16 protein-coding genes are annotated in these 15,858 nt (G+C 39.8%); 6 read left to right on the forward strand and 10 right to left on the reverse strand.

Features of this window, described 5'->3' with window-relative positions:
- Positions 1 to 104: 104 nt before the first annotated feature.
- The 7 genes from AC27JP_RS01435 to pspA all read right to left on the reverse strand — a co-directional run bounded on the left by AC27JP_RS01435 (position 105) and on the right by pspA (position 5,612).
- Positions 105 to 443: a 4a-hydroxytetrahydrobiopterin dehydratase gene (locus tag AC27JP_RS01435; RefSeq protein WP_487111662.1), complete on the reverse strand. Its 339-nt coding sequence runs from the start codon at positions 441 to 443 to the stop codon at positions 105 to 107.
- Between the two features lie 9 nt (positions 444 to 452).
- Complete coding sequence (gene phhA / locus AC27JP_RS01440) at positions 453 to 1,265, reverse strand: phenylalanine 4-monooxygenase (RefSeq protein WP_487111663.1); 813 nt, start codon at positions 1,263 to 1,265, stop codon at positions 453 to 455.
- A gap of 202 nt (positions 1,266 to 1,467) precedes the next feature.
- Positions 1,468 to 2,484, reverse strand: coding sequence for a YcjF family protein (locus AC27JP_RS01445; protein ID WP_487111664.1), 1,017 nt, complete (start codon positions 2,482 to 2,484; stop codon positions 1,468 to 1,470).
- The gene (locus AC27JP_RS01450; protein ID WP_487111665.1) at positions 2,481 to 3,911 is read right to left on the reverse strand and encodes a YcjX family GTP-binding protein; all 1,431 of its coding nucleotides are present in this window, start codon (positions 3,909 to 3,911) and stop codon (positions 2,481 to 2,483) included. The genes AC27JP_RS01445 and AC27JP_RS01450 overlap by 4 nt, the downstream gene beginning before the upstream one ends.
- 275 nt (positions 3,912 to 4,186) lie before the next feature.
- The gene (gene pspC / locus AC27JP_RS01455; protein WP_487111666.1) at positions 4,187 to 4,663 is read right to left on the reverse strand and encodes an envelope stress response membrane protein PspC; all 477 of its coding nucleotides are present in this window, start codon (positions 4,661 to 4,663) and stop codon (positions 4,187 to 4,189) included.
- The gene (pspB, locus tag AC27JP_RS01460) at positions 4,660 to 4,887 is read right to left on the reverse strand and encodes an envelope stress response membrane protein PspB (protein ID WP_487079532.1); all 228 of its coding nucleotides are present in this window, start codon (positions 4,885 to 4,887) and stop codon (positions 4,660 to 4,662) included. Before pspB ends, pspC begins: the two co-directional genes overlap by 4 nt.
- 53 nt (positions 4,888 to 4,940) lie before the next feature.
- Complete coding sequence (gene pspA / locus AC27JP_RS01465; protein WP_487113410.1) at positions 4,941 to 5,612, reverse strand: phage shock protein PspA; 672 nt, start codon at positions 5,610 to 5,612, stop codon at positions 4,941 to 4,943.
- A gap of 191 nt (positions 5,613 to 5,803) precedes the next feature.
- Between pspA and pspF the strand changes: the two genes are divergently transcribed.
- Genes pspF through AC27JP_RS01495 form a run of 6 tightly spaced genes read left to right on the forward strand, consistent with a single transcriptional unit; the run spans position 5,804 to position 12,219 of the window.
- Entirely contained in the window at positions 5,804 to 6,910 is a 1,107-nt protein-coding gene (gene pspF, locus AC27JP_RS01470; protein ID WP_487111667.1) for a phage shock protein operon transcriptional activator, read from the forward strand.
- Between the two features lie 8 nt (positions 6,911 to 6,918).
- Positions 6,919 to 8,532 (forward strand): ABC transporter substrate-binding protein, encoded by a 1,614-nt coding sequence (locus AC27JP_RS01475; protein WP_487111668.1) that lies wholly within the window; start codon positions 6,919 to 6,921, stop codon positions 8,530 to 8,532.
- Positions 8,513 to 9,562 carry an ABC transporter permease gene (locus tag AC27JP_RS01480; RefSeq protein WP_487111669.1) on the forward strand — a complete coding sequence of 350 codons (1,050 nt, stop codon included), beginning with the start codon at positions 8,513 to 8,515 and terminating at the stop codon, positions 9,560 to 9,562. The genes AC27JP_RS01475 and AC27JP_RS01480 overlap by 20 nt, the downstream gene beginning before the upstream one ends.
- On the forward strand, positions 9,552 to 10,445 hold the full coding sequence (locus tag AC27JP_RS01485; protein ID WP_487111670.1) for an ABC transporter permease subunit: 894 nt from the start codon (positions 9,552 to 9,554) through the stop codon (positions 10,443 to 10,445). Before AC27JP_RS01480 ends, AC27JP_RS01485 begins: the two co-directional genes overlap by 11 nt.
- Positions 10,445 to 11,437, forward strand: a complete 993-nt coding sequence (locus AC27JP_RS01490) for a peptide ABC transporter ATP-binding protein (RefSeq protein ID WP_487111671.1) — start codon at positions 10,445 to 10,447, stop codon at positions 11,435 to 11,437. Before AC27JP_RS01485 ends, AC27JP_RS01490 begins: the two co-directional genes overlap by 1 nt.
- Positions 11,434 to 12,219 carry a peptide ABC transporter ATP-binding protein gene (locus AC27JP_RS01495; RefSeq protein WP_487111672.1) on the forward strand — a complete coding sequence of 262 codons (786 nt, stop codon included), beginning with the start codon at positions 11,434 to 11,436 and terminating at the stop codon, positions 12,217 to 12,219. The genes AC27JP_RS01490 and AC27JP_RS01495 overlap by 4 nt, the downstream gene beginning before the upstream one ends.
- A gap of 259 nt (positions 12,220 to 12,478) precedes the next feature.
- Here AC27JP_RS01495 and AC27JP_RS01500 read toward each other — a convergent pair whose 3' ends face one another.
- The 3 genes from AC27JP_RS01500 to AC27JP_RS01510 form a co-directional block, all read right to left on the reverse strand.
- Positions 12,479 to 14,389 (reverse strand): SurA N-terminal domain-containing protein, encoded by a 1,911-nt coding sequence (locus AC27JP_RS01500; protein WP_487111673.1) that lies wholly within the window; start codon positions 14,387 to 14,389, stop codon positions 12,479 to 12,481.
- Between the two features lie 402 nt (positions 14,390 to 14,791).
- Positions 14,792 to 15,301, reverse strand: a complete 510-nt coding sequence (locus AC27JP_RS01505; protein WP_487111674.1) for a cytochrome c-type biogenesis protein — start codon at positions 15,299 to 15,301, stop codon at positions 14,792 to 14,794.
- Position 15,302: 1 nt separating this feature from the next.
- The gene (locus tag AC27JP_RS01510) at positions 15,303 to 15,854 is read right to left on the reverse strand and encodes a DsbE family thiol:disulfide interchange protein (RefSeq protein WP_487111675.1); all 552 of its coding nucleotides are present in this window, start codon (positions 15,852 to 15,854) and stop codon (positions 15,303 to 15,305) included.
- Positions 15,855 to 15,858: the final 4 nt, after the last annotated feature.

Raw genomic sequence — 15,858 nt, forward strand, 5'->3', positions numbered from 1 at the left:
CCTCATACAAACTGCTATTTTCAATCCCCTATTGTAAACTAATTTTTACAACAAAAAAAAGCCCCCTGTAATAGGAGGCTAGTATTTATTCTTGTAAGCAAACATTACAGAAGCTGGTCAGTTTTTGCTGCGCAGATAAAGTCGTTCTTATGGAGCCCTTTTATTGCGTGGGTCCACCAAGTAACTTTAACCTTGCCCCACTCTAATAAAACGGCAGGATGATGAAATTCTTCTTCAGCCAACTCCGAAACTTTATTAGCAAACGCCCAAGCTAACTTATAATTTTTAAATTTATAAACGCGCTCTAACATCATAACACCGTTATTAACTTCCGGTACCCAATCAGGTATCTGCGCTAATAAACTCGCTAACTCATCGTCACTTACCTTAGGGGCATCAACTTGACATGCTTCACATTGTTGATTTGATAATTCGGCACTCATAAAATTTCCTTAACTTGCTTTTGATGTTGTTTTTAATTCAAATTTTGGTGGATGTAGTCCAATTTCTCGCGCCTGTTCGACCAATTCCATTATCTCTTCTACCTCTAATTTGCGAATATTATCAAGGTCACTCACTTTCGATAACATAAAGTAAATTGGCTGAAGAATATCAATACGATATTGTGTTCTCAGAACATCGAGAACATCGAGAGGTTTTCGCTCAACATTTTTATCATTTAGTGCATACTCAGTTTCACTCGGAGAAGATAAAATTCCCCCACCATACACACGTAAACCTTTTGGTGTATCGAGCAAACCAAACTCAACAGTGAACCAGTACAGTCGGGCTAAAAACACTCTATCTTCTTTCGATGCATTTAAACCCATTTTTCCGTAAGCTTGAGTGTAGTCAGCAAATGACGAATTGGTTAATAGCGGACAATGGCCATATATTTCGTGAAAAATATCAGGTTCTTGCAAATAATCGAACTCTTCTCGTGAACGAATGAAAGTAGCAACAGGGAATTTCTTTTCAGAAAGTAAACGGAAAAACTCACCGAAGCCAATCAATGCTGGCACCGGCTCACAGCTCCAGCCTGTTTCTGCCCTTAAAACATCACTAACTTCTTCAAGTTGTGGAATTCTATTTAAAGGCAGGTTTAATTTTTCTAAGCCCTCTAAAAACTCATCACAGGCAGTATCTTTAACTGTTGATAATTGACGCGCCAACAGCTCTTGCCAAACCTTATTTTCTTCGGCAGTCCAAGCAATAATGCCTTGTTCATCTGCCACTTTGGAAACGTATTTAGTCGCCTTTGCCATTTTCTAACCTTATCTTAATATCAATTTATTCTTAATGTTATTTTGATATTGTTGAGCTAATTTTGTTGCCTCAATATTAAGGCAACAAGGGTAGAAAAAGCACGACTTTCAAATCGGCTATTTTTTAAGCAGAATTTAAGAGTGTAAAATTTGTGTTACATAAGAATGTACATTTGTCTTTTTTTACAAATATTTCATGATATTAGCGCTTTGATACGATTAATGCTTGTACCTGATTAACAATTTTTTGTCGAACTTGGCCAAGCTTAGGCGCCTCCTCGGCAAATGGGATCGGACGGCACATATGCATAGCCTTTAAACCTAATCTTGCCGTTAACATACCGGCACCTAGCCCTTGAGCCATGCGGGCAGATAGTTTTCCTAAAAGTTCTGCACCCAGTAAATCAGCGCCTAAATCAGCGACTAATTCACTCGCTCCCGCGTAAGCCATATTAAATATGACCTGTTTAATTAGCTTGACTCGACTCCAATAACCTAATTTTAAGCCGTATAGTGATGCGATTTTATTAACCAAGCGCAGGTTTCGCCACAACATGATCAACATATCAATAACAGCAATAGGGCTTAAGGCGACGAGTACAACTGACTCTGTTGAAAATTTAGCAATTTCAGCCAGCGCTTTTTGGTCAACTTGCGATAAAACATTACGCGAATAAAGCTGCAAAATTTCAGCTTCATTAAACTCTTCAATATCCAGTTCATGCCACTTACTGTGATCGTGTTCAGCTAAATCGCTTGGTAACCGCTTGGTAAGCATTTCACAAAAGTTCGCCGCAGAAACTTTACTGTCATCATTGCTAATATCATGAGCTTGTTGCTGTAACTCTTGCTGATGCCTAAATTGTCGCAACCCAGAAAATTCTCGCCAGACTGTGCGTCCACAAACCACTGACAAGCCAGCGAGTAAGGCGCCATATAAACCAGCAACAATTGGCGACTGATTAAAACCGGCAATAAAAAACTGTACGGTTTCAATCACCACTAAACTGGTAAATAGCGCGGCAATACCCCGCCACAGCCAGCGAGGCTTTTTAGGCTCAGTAACCATATTTTCGACGCTGGACTCTAACTGTTCGTCGATTAACCAATCACGATCATCAACAATTATTTGTGGGGTATTTGCCTTGATTGGGCTTTCTGTCAGTTCAACTTCGTCAAACAATATTTGTTGTTGATACTTCTCTTTAGGTTCGCTCATTTTAATTTATCCCCAAGCAGAAACTGTAATACTTGATCCATGCGTAAATGGCTTAAACATTCATCGTGGTTAGCCGAGTCAGCGGGCGCAAAGGTGATGTAGTTGAAAGCTTGCTGTTGCCAATAATCAGCTTTAGGAATTGTGCTTGGCACAGTTCCAGGAAACAGCGTGATTTTTTTATCATTAACCAACTGCCTGCCTTGTATCACAGGTATATTCTTACCTTGATACTGGCTTTTGCCCACTTTTGTTGCTTTAACCGATGCTAATGCCAATGTTTTCATTTTAATGGTATCAAAATTCAATGTTTGTTTAGTTTGATACACTAACTTGTTTAACAAAGAAACTAGATTTTGATGCTGCTCTGGCGTGACATGATCTGCCTTGGTGGCTGCAAATAACAAGCGATCTATTTTCGGTGAAAACAACCGAGACAATAAACTTGATTGACCGTACTGGAAGCTCTTCATGATCATCGCCATAGCATTTTGTAGATCAGAAAAGCTATCGGGGCCATTATTTAACGGTGTTAAGCAATCTGCAAGCACAATTTGTCGATCAAAATTGACAAAATGTTCCTTATAAAAACGACGAATTACTCGCTCTTTATATTCGATATAGCGAGCGCGTAACATACCTATATAACAATCGTCTTTAGCGTTTTGATAGTCATTACCGTCGATACTATCAAACCCGACAAAAGGGAAAAATTGTAAAATCGGAGCATCTTCCAACTCCCCCGGTAGAATGAAGCGCCCAGGTTGAATAACGGAAAGCCCTAGATTATGGCGGTAATGCAACAACAGTTGGGTATATTCTTGGGCCAATTGTGCCAGCACATTCTCGTCCACTGGTGCAAAGGGATCAAAGCTTTGCAGTTTATCGAGAAATCCTTGGGCATGCTCAGCGCGAGGAGACTGTTTTAACAATGCAGCCATTTGCTGTGACCATTGTTCATAAGTCTGCGATAACATAGGTAAATCGAGTAACCATTCACCAGGGTAATCGGTTATATCTAAATATAATGTTGCTGATTCAGTAGCATATTTGAGTAAGGATTCTTTAGGTTGATAACGAATAGCAATTCGTAACTCACTAATGCCGTTTGTCGGCTCTGGCCATTTCGCCGGTGACTGACAAAGCGCATTCATTGCACCGTCATATTCAAACCTTGGAATATGCAAATGTCTTTGTGGCACTCGTTTAGCTGCAATATAGCGGCCCTGATGCACGACATTGAAAAAGCTTAACTGTGAGTTACTACCTTCATTGAGTAATTGATTAACCATTGAGGTAATAAAGGCTGTTTTGCCACTACGGCTGAGCCCTGTTACGGCTAATGTTACATGCTGATCAATAGATCGATTAAGCAAGTCATTCGCTTTTTGTTTTAATTTTTCTAACTGTATTTTATTAATGAGGGCCATGACTAGCTGCTATATTGGTTTGTAGAATTAACTAGCTGTTAACCACAAGAAAATGTGTACGCTAATTTTCATCTAAGGAAATAATACGTGCTTTGATGGTAGCGGTTTTTCTGATGAGGTTACAGAACTTTATCCATTAATCTTTTAGTTACCAAAGTGTTAAACTTCATCATTAATACTGAACAATGTTAACGCCATATATTAAAATGCATACGAGTAGATAGTGTGTATCAGAAAGTTTGGTTTAATAAAAAAAGCGGCTAAGCCGCTTTTTCTTACAGTTTATTGATTTCCCGTGACACGGTAAATTCAGGCGAAGTTACATAGCGTTCAATCACTCTCAATTCACGTTCTAGTGTTTTAAACTTGCGTCGAATATCATGAAACGCTTGCTTAGGAGGCTCTCCTGCTTGCCAGATGCGCGATTTCACTTTAATCGACTCATTCGCAAAGGCTTCATTTTCACTTTGCTGCTGTGGCGCATGCTCTTGCGTCGCTGAATGGTGTCTATTTTGGTTTCTCTGCGCATTGCGCTTTGCATTAACGGCGCTACCAGGCTTTTTATCTAAAATAAACCAAGCGGCAATATAAATAACAATAAACCAACCCATTCCTAACAACACGCCTGAAACTACTAAAATACGTACTAACCAAGTTTCCCAGCCAAAGTAATCTGCAATGCCTGCGCAAACTCCAGCTAACTTTCCTTGGCTCGTATTTCGATATAACTCACCTCGGCATTTATTGGTCATACTTTATTTCTCCATTCAGGAGTTTCCGCATCCAAAATAGCTTCTAACGTTTTAATTCTATCGGCCATTTTATCTGCTAACTCGGATAATTCAGACAGTTGAATATACTCTTCTTCGCTGAAACCTTGGCTAATTTGACGTTTACTTCGGTAATGTAATATCAACCAAATAGGTGCTACTACTATCATAAATATAATGACTGGAGCGATAATAATCTCTTCCACAATACTTCTCCTTAATTGGCACCTAATTCAAGGCATATGCTGTTAACGTATGATTACTTATTTTTTTTATCAGATTTCATTTTAGCTTTCAAATCAGCTAATTCATCATCAATTTTTTCATCTGACGCTAAATCAGCAATTTCATCTGCTAATGATTTACTGCCCATATCATACGATTCAACCTGTGCTTCAATATCATCAATTTTTCGTTCATAGCGGTCAAAGCGACTTAAGGCATCATTTACGCGCTCACTATCAATATTCTTTTTCACTTTTAATCGTGAACTCGCCGTTTTCTCACGCATGATAATTGCTTTTTGACGAGTTTTAGCATCAGCGAGCTTTTCCTGCAATTGTGATATTTCATCTTGTAGTTTAGAAATGTGTCCATCAACATGCGTTAGCTCATCGCGCAAGGCTTCAGCACCTTCAACACACTTTTTCTTTTCCATTAACGCAGCACGTGCTAAGTCATCACGACCTTTACTTAACGCTAACTCCGCTTTTTCTTGCCATTGCGTCGCATCAGTTTCAAATCGACTCGCTTGGCGCGCTAACTCTTTTTTATCCGCTAACGTTTTCGCCGATGAAGAACGAACTTCCACTAACGTGTCTTCCATTTCTTGTATGATCAAGCGCACCATTTTTGCAGGGTCTTCTGCTTTATCTAATAAGTTGTTGATATTAGAATTAATGATATCTGTGAATCTTGAAAAAACACCCATAATTACTTCCTCGTTCAATAGTTTGCTTAAATTGTCTTGTAATTTACTATTCATGTTCTGAGCCAAGTTTAAGAAAACATTTAATCACTTGATATATATGAATTTATTATTAATTAAAAAAAGACTTCTCTATCAGTTAGTAATAAAATACACTATTTGTTAGTGAAATAAACCAATTATTAGGTCAGTAAATGGCACGTTTTAACCAGCAAGACAATCTCATTGGTCAATCCAACAGTTTTTTAGAAGTACTCGAGCAAATTTCACAGATTGCCCCATTAAGTAAACCTGTGCTCATTATTGGTGAACGTGGCACAGGTAAAGAGTTGGTCGCGGCACGTTTACACTATTTATCAAAACGTTGGGATCAAAGTTATTTAAAGCTAAATTGTGCCGCCTTAAATGAGAATTTACTGGAAAGTGAACTTTTTGGTTATGATAGCGGTGCCTTTACCGGCGCAAGTAAACGCCACGAAGGCCGATTTGAACGTGCTGACAATGGCACTTTGTTTCTCGATGAAATCGCTAATACCTCAGGTTTAATTCAAGAAAAACTATTAAGAGTAGTCGAGTACGGCGAATTTGAACGTGTTGGTGGCTCTAGAACCATTAAGACTAACGCTCGATTGGTTGCGGCAACCAATGAAGATCTCCCCTCTATGGCCGAATCTGGTGAGTTTCGTGCAGATTTACTCGATAGACTCGCCTTCGACGTTATTACTTTACCGCCATTGCGTGAGCGCTTAGACGATATATTAGTGCTTGCTGAGCACTTCGCCATTACCATGGCACGAGAATTAGAGTTTGAATTATTTAGTGGTTTTACTGAAAAAGCTAAACGAGCGCTATTGGAATACCACTGGCCAGGTAACATACGTGAGCTTAAGAACGTAGTTGAGCGCAGTGTTTACCGCTGTAACAATCCACATCTGCCGGTGCATGAATTGGTTATCGACCCATTTGAGTCTCCTTACCGACCGTCAAAACGTGTTAAAACGCAAGATCGCATTGTCACAGCGCCAGTGCCCAGCGCAGCTGATACCGATAATAATGTTACCACCGCTGCGCCAATTAATGTTGAGCAAGCCATTAAACCGTTAACTGCCAGCCTAGAGTTTCCAATTTCATTAAAGAATTTATCGCAGAACTATGAAGTCGATTTGATCAAGTCAGCATTAGCGAATTGCCAATATAATCAAAAGAAAACCGCAGATGCACTTGAATTAACCTATCATCAATTAAGAGGTTACTTAAAAAAATATAACCTGCTTGATTCAAGTGGTGCTGAAGAAGAATAAAACTCACTATGACCTATTCGAAATTCACATGCTTTTTGTCGTTAGTCGCGCTTTCAACACTTTTTGGTTGCGATACCAATGAAACACTTCTATTAAGTGAAAAAAGTATTATTTATTGTAGTGAAGGCACGCCTGAAAGCTTCAATCCACAACTGGTTACTTCAGGTACCACAATCGATGCAACGTCTAACCAATTGTACAATCGCTTAATTGAATTTAATCCAATCGATAATTCGATTATTCCGGCAATCGCTAAATCATGGCATGTTACCCGTGACGGCAAAATGGTGACATTTTATCTAAGAAAAGATGTTCACTTTCATGAAACCGCCTACTTTATTCCAACACGAACCCTCAACGCCGACGACGTATTGTTTAGCTTTAATCGCATGATCGACCCCGACAACGAATATCACTCAGTTTCTGGTGGCAAATACCCATTCTTTCAAAATGCACAATTGCCAGATTTGATCGATAGTGTCGAAAAGATTAACGAGCACACTGTACGCTTTAGATTAACGCACCCCGACAGCTCATTTCTTGCAAATATTGGCGGTAACTCTGCGGTTATATTATCGCAGGAATATGCTCAGGAATTAGTCGAGCGTAACGCCATGCCAGAAATTGACATGCTGCCTATTGGCACCGGCCCATTTAAGTTTAAACAATACAGTTCAGGTGCATTTATTCGCTACGAGCCACACACAAAATTTTGGAAGGAGCTGTCACAACTTAAACAGCTGGTTTTTGACATTACCCCCAGAGATACCGGGCGATTAACTAAGTTATTAGCTGGGGAGTGCGATGTGATTGCTTACCCTATCGCCCATGAAAAAATCAAGCAACACCCTGGCCTGACCTTGGAATCTGTCACCTCATTCAATGTCGGTTATATTGGCTTTAATACCACTAAGCCGCCATTTGATAATCCATTGGTGAGAAAAGCATTATCTTACGCCATTAATAAGCAAGCGATTCTTGAAACCGTTTATACCGGACAAGCCGATATGGCTAATGGCCTGATCCCAAATTCGTCGTGGGCTTATGATGAGACAATTAAAAGCCAAGAATATTCAATTTCTAAAGCGCAAAGCTTGCTAGCGCAAGCCGGCTATGAAGACGGTTTTTCAATGAACTTATGGGCAATGCCAGTACAACGAGCCTATAACCCAGATGCGATAACCATGGCTAAGCTAATTCAAGCCGATTTGCAAAAAATAGGCGTCAAGGTTGATATAATTTCCGATTATGAGTGGTCAACCTTTTTACGTAAGATATCCCAAGGTGAACACCAGAGTGTTTTACTTGGCTGGTCCGCAGATCACCCTGATCCTGACAATTTTTTCTCAACATTACTCAGCTGCACCTCGGCAATTACCGGCAGTAATAGAACATTTTGGTGTAATCAAGAATTTGATCAACTGCTCCAAAGTGCCTTGCAAACTGACAATATCAATACTCGCAAAGCTTTTTATTCAAAAGCACTAAAACTGATTAACGAAGAAGTGCCCTTGATTCCTATTGCCCACTCCAAAAGATATCAAGCACGAGCAAATTCAGTAAACGGTCAGCTGCTACGCTCCATCGGCGGTATTGACTTCAATGGGGTTACAAAAAACTAATATGATTATTTTCACCCTGCGTCGGCTTAATTTGTTCTTTTTCACTATGTTATTGCTAACAATACTATCTTTTAGCTTAAGCTTTTTATTTCCAGGTGAGCAATTAATCAATTTAACCGGACAAATTAACGCGACTCCAGAGCAATTAGCAGTATTATCAAAACAATATCAACATCAGGCCGGTTTCTTAACTCAGTATTTTAGCTATGTCAGCCACTTATTTCATGGTGATATGGGCTATTCAATGACCAGCCATTTACCGGTTGCTACGGAAATATTCAATCGCTTACCTGCGACCATAGAGCTAACGGTTGTCGCGCTGATGGTCGCAATGTTTTTTGGTATTCCTATCGGTTTTATTGCTGCTATTTATCATCGAAAAGCGGCGGACAATATTATTCTAGCTATTGCCATGATTGGTTATTCTGTGCCGGTTTTTTGGTTAGGAATACTGGCTATCTTAGTCTTTTCAATACAACTAGGTTGGCTGCCGTCTGCTGGGCAAATTAGTCTTTTATTTGAAATAAAACATGTCACTGGTTTGCAACTGGTTGATATACTATTAAGTGACAGCCCTTATAAATGGCAGGCATTTATTGACGCAACCCGCCACCTTATTTTACCGGTAATCGTCGTTGCCCTTGCTCCAGCAACAATATTTATGCGTTTAGCACGAACGGCGATGCTGGAAGTTTTAGATACCCATTACATCAAAGCCGCCAATGCAAAAGGATTAACCTTTTGGCAAATAATTTATCGCCACGCTATGCGTAACGCGGTTATTAAAGTTATTCGTGATGTTGGTTTACAGTTTGCCAACTTAGTAACAATTGCTATGGTAACCGAAGTGATTTTTAGTTGGCCTGGCATCGGGCGATGGTTAATTGAGAGTATTTATCAACGCGATTATACCGCCATTCAAGGTGGCCTAATTGTACTTTCTACTTTTATCTTTATTGTTCATATCATTATTGATTTTGTTTATGCTGCACTTAACCCTTTAGCTCGGGAGCCTCGTCATGGCGCGTGATAAAATATATCAAGAAGAGGAATTTCCCACACCGTTAATGCAACTATGGCATAACTTTAAACAGCCGCCTGTGGTGGTCATTGGTTTTGGTTGTTTTCTCTTTCTCATTGCTCTGGCGATATTATCAAACTTAATTACTCCATACTCCCCCGTGGAAAACCATTTAGATAGTTTATTACTGCCACCTGCGTGGAATAACGACGGTAATGTTAGCTTTCTCTTGGGAACCGACAATCTTGGCCGAGATATGCTGTCACGTCTTATACACGGTACATCGTTAACTTTTGGTTTGAGTATTATCGTGGTTATCGTATCTCTGGTAATCGGCGTTATTATCGGCTCGATTTCTGCGTTAACTAAAGGCGTAAAGTCTAGTGTTCTTAATCATTTTCTTGATGTGATTTTGTCAATCCCGTCGTTACTGTTAGCAATTGTCATTGTTGCGATACTTGGACCAGGTTTAGAAAATACTTTGTGGGCTATTATCATGGTGTTAATCCCACAATTTGTCCATATCACCCGTAACGCAGTAAAAGAAGAATTTACTAAAGATTATGTCTTGGCATCTCGTCTCGATGGCGCCAGCCCAATTCGAATTCTCCGTTATTCTATCTTTCCAAATATTGTTGAAAAGCTGATCAGTCAAGCAACCTTAGCACAATCAGCAGCAATTCTAGATATTGCCGCCCTTGGTTTTCTTGGCTTAGGTGCACCCATTCCTATGCCGGAATGGGGGGCCATGTTAGCCAATGGCCTTGACTTATTTTATATAGCCCCTTGGACTGTCTACTTACCTGGCTTAGCGATTTTATTTTCAGTTATTGCAACCAACTTAGTCGGTGAAGGTATGCGCCATGCCCTGAAAGTGCGCAAGGAAAACTAATGAACTTAATTGATATTCGCAACCTTTCAATAGAGCTCCAAACAACGACTAGTCCAATACTAGCGGTTGACCGCGTGAACTTAACCATGAAGGAAGGGGAAGTACGCGGTTTAGTGGGCGAATCAGGCTCAGGAAAGTCGTTATTAGCTCAAGCTATCGTTGGGGTACTGGACGATAAGTGGAAAGTCGATGCTGACCGTTTTCACTGGCGTGGTCACGATTTAATGCGCTTATCGCCAGATGAACGCAAAGCAATAATCTCCAAAGATGTTGCGATGATATTTCAAGAGCCGATGGCATGTTTAGACCCTACAACCACTATCGGCGAACAATTAGAAGAAGCCGTTGATGCTGAGCAACTAAGTGGTTTTTTTTGGCAAAAGAAGCAACAACGAAAACAAGCGGCAATTACCTTGCTGCATAAAGTTGGCATTAAGCAGCACGACATCTGTGTTAAAAGTTTTCCTCACCAATTAACCGATGCCTTGTGTCAACGCGTGATGATTGCTATGGCACTCGCCAGACGCCCCATTCTCCTTATCGCTGATGAGCCAACAGCAGCAATGGAAAGTACCAATCAAGGGCAAATTTTTCGTTTACTTGCTAGCCTCAATCAGCTTAAAAACATGTCGATATTACTGATCAGCCACGACTTAGAAAATGTTACCCATTGGACAAACTCCATTACCGTGATGTACAGCGGCCAATTTGTTGAGGCGGGTACAACAGCACAAATATTTAACCAACCATACCACCCCTATACGCGCGCACTTGTCGACAGTAGTCCGAAAGCAAACATGCAAATACCAAGTAAATCACGACTGATGACTTTACCGGGTAGTATTCCTATTTTGCAACATTTACCGATTGGTTGCCGATTAGGGCCACGCTGCCCAAGAGCACAACAAAAATGTGTTCATGCCCCAAAAATCAAGAACTTTCATGGTCAGCAAGTTAGCTGCCACTTTCCATTGAAGGATAATTACTCGTGAGCAAAGTGTTATTACAAGTAATCAATCTCAGCAAAAGTTATAAAGATAAGAATTATTGGCTGAATCGAAAAAGTGTTGCGGCATTAGCACCATTGTCGTTTGATGTTATGGCTCATAAAACCTTGGCAATTGTTGGTGAAACTGGCTCAGGTAAGTCAACGTTGGCTAAATTATTGGTTGGCGCAGAATTACCTTCTACTGGGCATATTCGCCTAAACGGTCAAACACTAGAGCCAGGTAACTTTAAACAGCGCTGCCAGCATGTACGGATGATTTTTCAGGACTCTGGCACAACATTAAATCCAAGTTTAACCATAGAGCAATTACTAGACGAACCATTGCAATTAAATACTGATTTAGATGAACCACAGCGACATCAATTAATCAGAGAAACATTGCAGAAGGTGGGCTTGTTAGCAGACCACATGAGTTTTTATCCACACATGTTCTCTGGCGGCCAAAAACAACGTATTTCACTAGCACGAGCCATTATTTTAAAGCCACAGGTTATTATTCTTGATGAAGCGCTTGCATCACTTGATCCCTCTTTGCGCTCGCAAATGATCAATTTATTGTTAGATTTACAGCAACAAATGGGGCTTGCCTTTATTTTAATCTCTCACAATCTCGGTATTGTTAGGCATTTTAGTGATGAAATGTTAGTGCTGTGTAAAGGTGAAGTATTAGAAGCAGGAAAAACTAGAGAAGTATTACAGCGACCTAAGCATAAATACACGAAAAAATTAATTATGAGCCAACACTTTCAATTGTTGCACCACTGATCACTGCGGACTAGCACACTAACATTAATAGGGAATATCTCTGAAGGTATTTGCTCAACAACCAGTGCTGCTGCTATTGCGACACTAGCTAGCCCTTTAATCTTTATCGAGTGATTAAAACGCCAAACCTTAAGTAACCCAACTTCAGGCTAAGTAATAAGCTCGATTGGCAACATAACGCTCAGCCGTTAAAAACAAAAAACCAGCCGTTAAGCTGGTTTTTTAATGTTAAGTTATGACTGTGCGTATAGCAATTAAACTAATATTGCGAAGCCGGTGCTGCAACTTCACGACGAATGATTTCTGCATCCGTTTTCAATGACTCAACGTAACCTAAATAAGCCGCTTGTGCTAATTGCTGGGTTAGTTGTTGAGACAAGTTCGGTGAATCTTTAACTTCGCCAACATTAACGGCTTGCACTTCGACAACCGCTAAATCGCCGTTGCTTAAATTCACCGTTGCCGCAGAAACGCTACCTTCACTTGGACGAGGCAATTTAAACGCTTCTCGTGCCAAGCTAGCATCTAAACCACTGCCCACACGGGCAACCGCTGTTTTAACTTCCATCGTCGCGCCCATTGCTGCTAATTGCTCAGTAATGTCGGTACCCGACTTAAACGCTACCAACAATTCATCAGCAACTGTTTGTGCTTTTTCCGAAGCTTTTTCCGCAATTAAAACATCTTTAATTTGCGCGCTAACTTCAGCAAGTGGCTTAACGTTCGCTTCTTGGTATTGATTTAAACGTAACACAATCGCTAAATTATCATTCACTTCGATAATGTCAGAGTTTAACTGTTCATTAAGCACGATATCTGAGAACGCGGCTTCAATGGTTTTATTACCACTGAAAGGTTCAGCATTTACGCCACCACGAGCCAACCAATCAGAAGTTTTAACGGTTGCATTGATGGCACCCGCGGCGTCTTCTAAACTGTCAGGAAATTCGAAACTTAAACGCGCCACTTCTTGTTGAAGTTCAAAGAACTTATCTTGCGCTTTTTCACTTTTAGCTTGTGCTACTAGTGCTGTTCTTACGTCACTTAAGCTTTGAACTTTTTCGGCTTTATAGTCAGTCAGCTTAATGATGTGAAAACCAAATTCAGTTTTAACAATATCACTAACGCTACCAACATCCGTTAAGGCGAATGCCGCTTCATCAAAAGCTTCATCCATCACACCGGCTTCTATCCAATCTAAGTCACCGCCATTTTCACCACTAAAGGTGTCTGCTGAGTTTTCTTTGGCAAGGGTCGCAAAGTCTTCACCGGCATTTACTTTAGCCAATAATGCTTCAGCACTTGCTTTAGCTTTCTCTTCGTCTTCACCAAACTCCACTAAAATATGCGCAACTCGACGTTGTTCGTCTTCACGGTAACGACTAATGTTGTCTTGATAATAGCTTTCTACATCGGCATCCGTTAATGCAACAGTTGCGGCAATATCGTTTACGTCTAAGGTAATGTAGTTAACTTTTACTTTTTCTTGATTTTCAAAACGAGACTGATTTGCTAAATAATACTGATTAACTTCTTCATCAGTTAACTCAATATCAGCTTTAAACTGCTCAGCGCTGATCGTGGCAAAACGTATATCACGTTGTTGATTTTGCAACGCGGTAAACATGTCTTTTTGATAAGGTAAACTAAATTCGCTCGCGACTAAAGCTTGGGTTAATTGACGACGGGTCATTTCAACACGTAAGTAATCGCGAAAGTCTGACGATTGATAAAAGCCAGCTTGGTTGATCATCGCTAAATAGCGGTTGTTATCAAATACACCGTCAACTTGGAATTCAGGCATATTACGAATAGTATCTTTAATTCTTTCATCCGCAACGCGAATAGCTAATGCTTCAGAATTTTGATCAACCAATTTTTGATTAATTAGGTTGTCCAACACCCCTTGACGAAAATTACTCATGTAACTTGCATCAGCCGAAAGCGTTTCAAACATATCACCAAATTGTTGTGCCATACGGTTACGCTGAGCTTGATAGGCTTTATTAAATTCATCTTGCGATATTTTTTCACCATTAACATCAGCCACTGAAGTGTCGACAGAGTTGGTGTAACTACCAATACCAGCAACGGCAAAGGTTAAAATAATAAAACCAAGAATAATCTTAGCGGTTAATCCTTGAGAGCTTTCTCGAATATCTTCTAACATCTTTATCTCTTTACACGAGGGAGTTGTACTTTCCGAGCGACTTTAATGTGCAGCATTTATATGCCGCTATCGTCCCTTTATATAGAAAACATTCATGTTAAAACACCGTGACTTGCTAAAATTATCATGGAGCTTAACTTCGCTGTTTTGCTATATTGCAGAGTTTAAAGTCGCAATTTGAACGGGCATGTTAGCCCAATAATAATCAAAATGAAACTCTTTTACTATCGTGGCGAAATAATGGTCAAATAACTAGCATTTGGTGGGCTCGAATGTATATTCTTCACGAACCAGCACAAATTCTTTTTTCAAATAAAAAAAGAGTAAACCATATTAAATAAGGTTTACTCTTAGTATTTCATATTAAAACGTTAGCTGGTATTAAGTAGCTAAAATTAGTTGTTATTTTTTATTTAAAATATCATCTAAATTTGCTTGTTCTTCAGTGGATAGATTCGCTTCGTTTGCTTTGCTTTTACTACGTTTACGTAGCACAAAAACCAAACCTATCGCAAACCCTAAGATAATGGCTATCGGACCAAACCAAAGAATATAAGTTTGTTTTTTCAATTGTGGACGATATAAGACAAAGTCACCGTAGCGATAGACCATAAAATCAATAATCTCTTGGTCGCTTTTACCTTCTTGCAATAAATTATAAAGGTTCTTTCTTAAATCTACGGCTATTTTAGAGTTTGAATCTGCGAGATTTTGATTTTGACACTTGGGGCAGCGTAGCTCTTTTGATAACAGCTGAAAGCGCAATTTAGTAGCTTCATCTTTAAATTGGAAAGTTTCAACAGGCCCAGCAGTTGCACTGCTTAACCATAAAACACTTAATAGCAATCCGCTGACCACCATATATAGCAATTTAGATAAACCAGTGATATTTTTCGTTGCGCTTAATTGCATGTTAAGAAGCTCCCTGAGCCATTTCAGCTTCGATAGTTTCGATTAATGGTAAGAACTCTTTCTTCCACACCATATCGTTAATCGGCCCAGCAAAGCGTTTACGAATAATACCGGTATGATCGATAACAAACGTTTCCGGCGCACCAAAAACGCCAATATCTAAACCTAAAGCACCTTGCTCATCAAAAATAGAAAATACATACGGGTCTTCATACTCTTTTAACCACCGTATTGCTGAGCTATGCTCGTCAGTGAAATTGAGGCCATACAACTTCACACGTGGGTTACGAGAAATATTAAGTAAATAAGGGTGCTCATATTTACACTGAATACACCATGTTGCCCAAACATTAAGTAAAACAATGTTACCCTCTAAATCTGTGCGGCCCACTTGCTTATCTGTGGCCTTTAACATCGGCAATGAAAAATCAGGTAAGGGTTTGCCAATCATCGCTGACGGCATCGCCTGCGGGTTTAAAAATAAACCTCGATATAACAATACGCCCAGTAGCACAAATAAAATTAATGGAATAAAACGAATAATACTTTTCACTAAT

It is taken from the genome of Colwellia sp. SU-HH01172, from assembly GCF_057553355.1.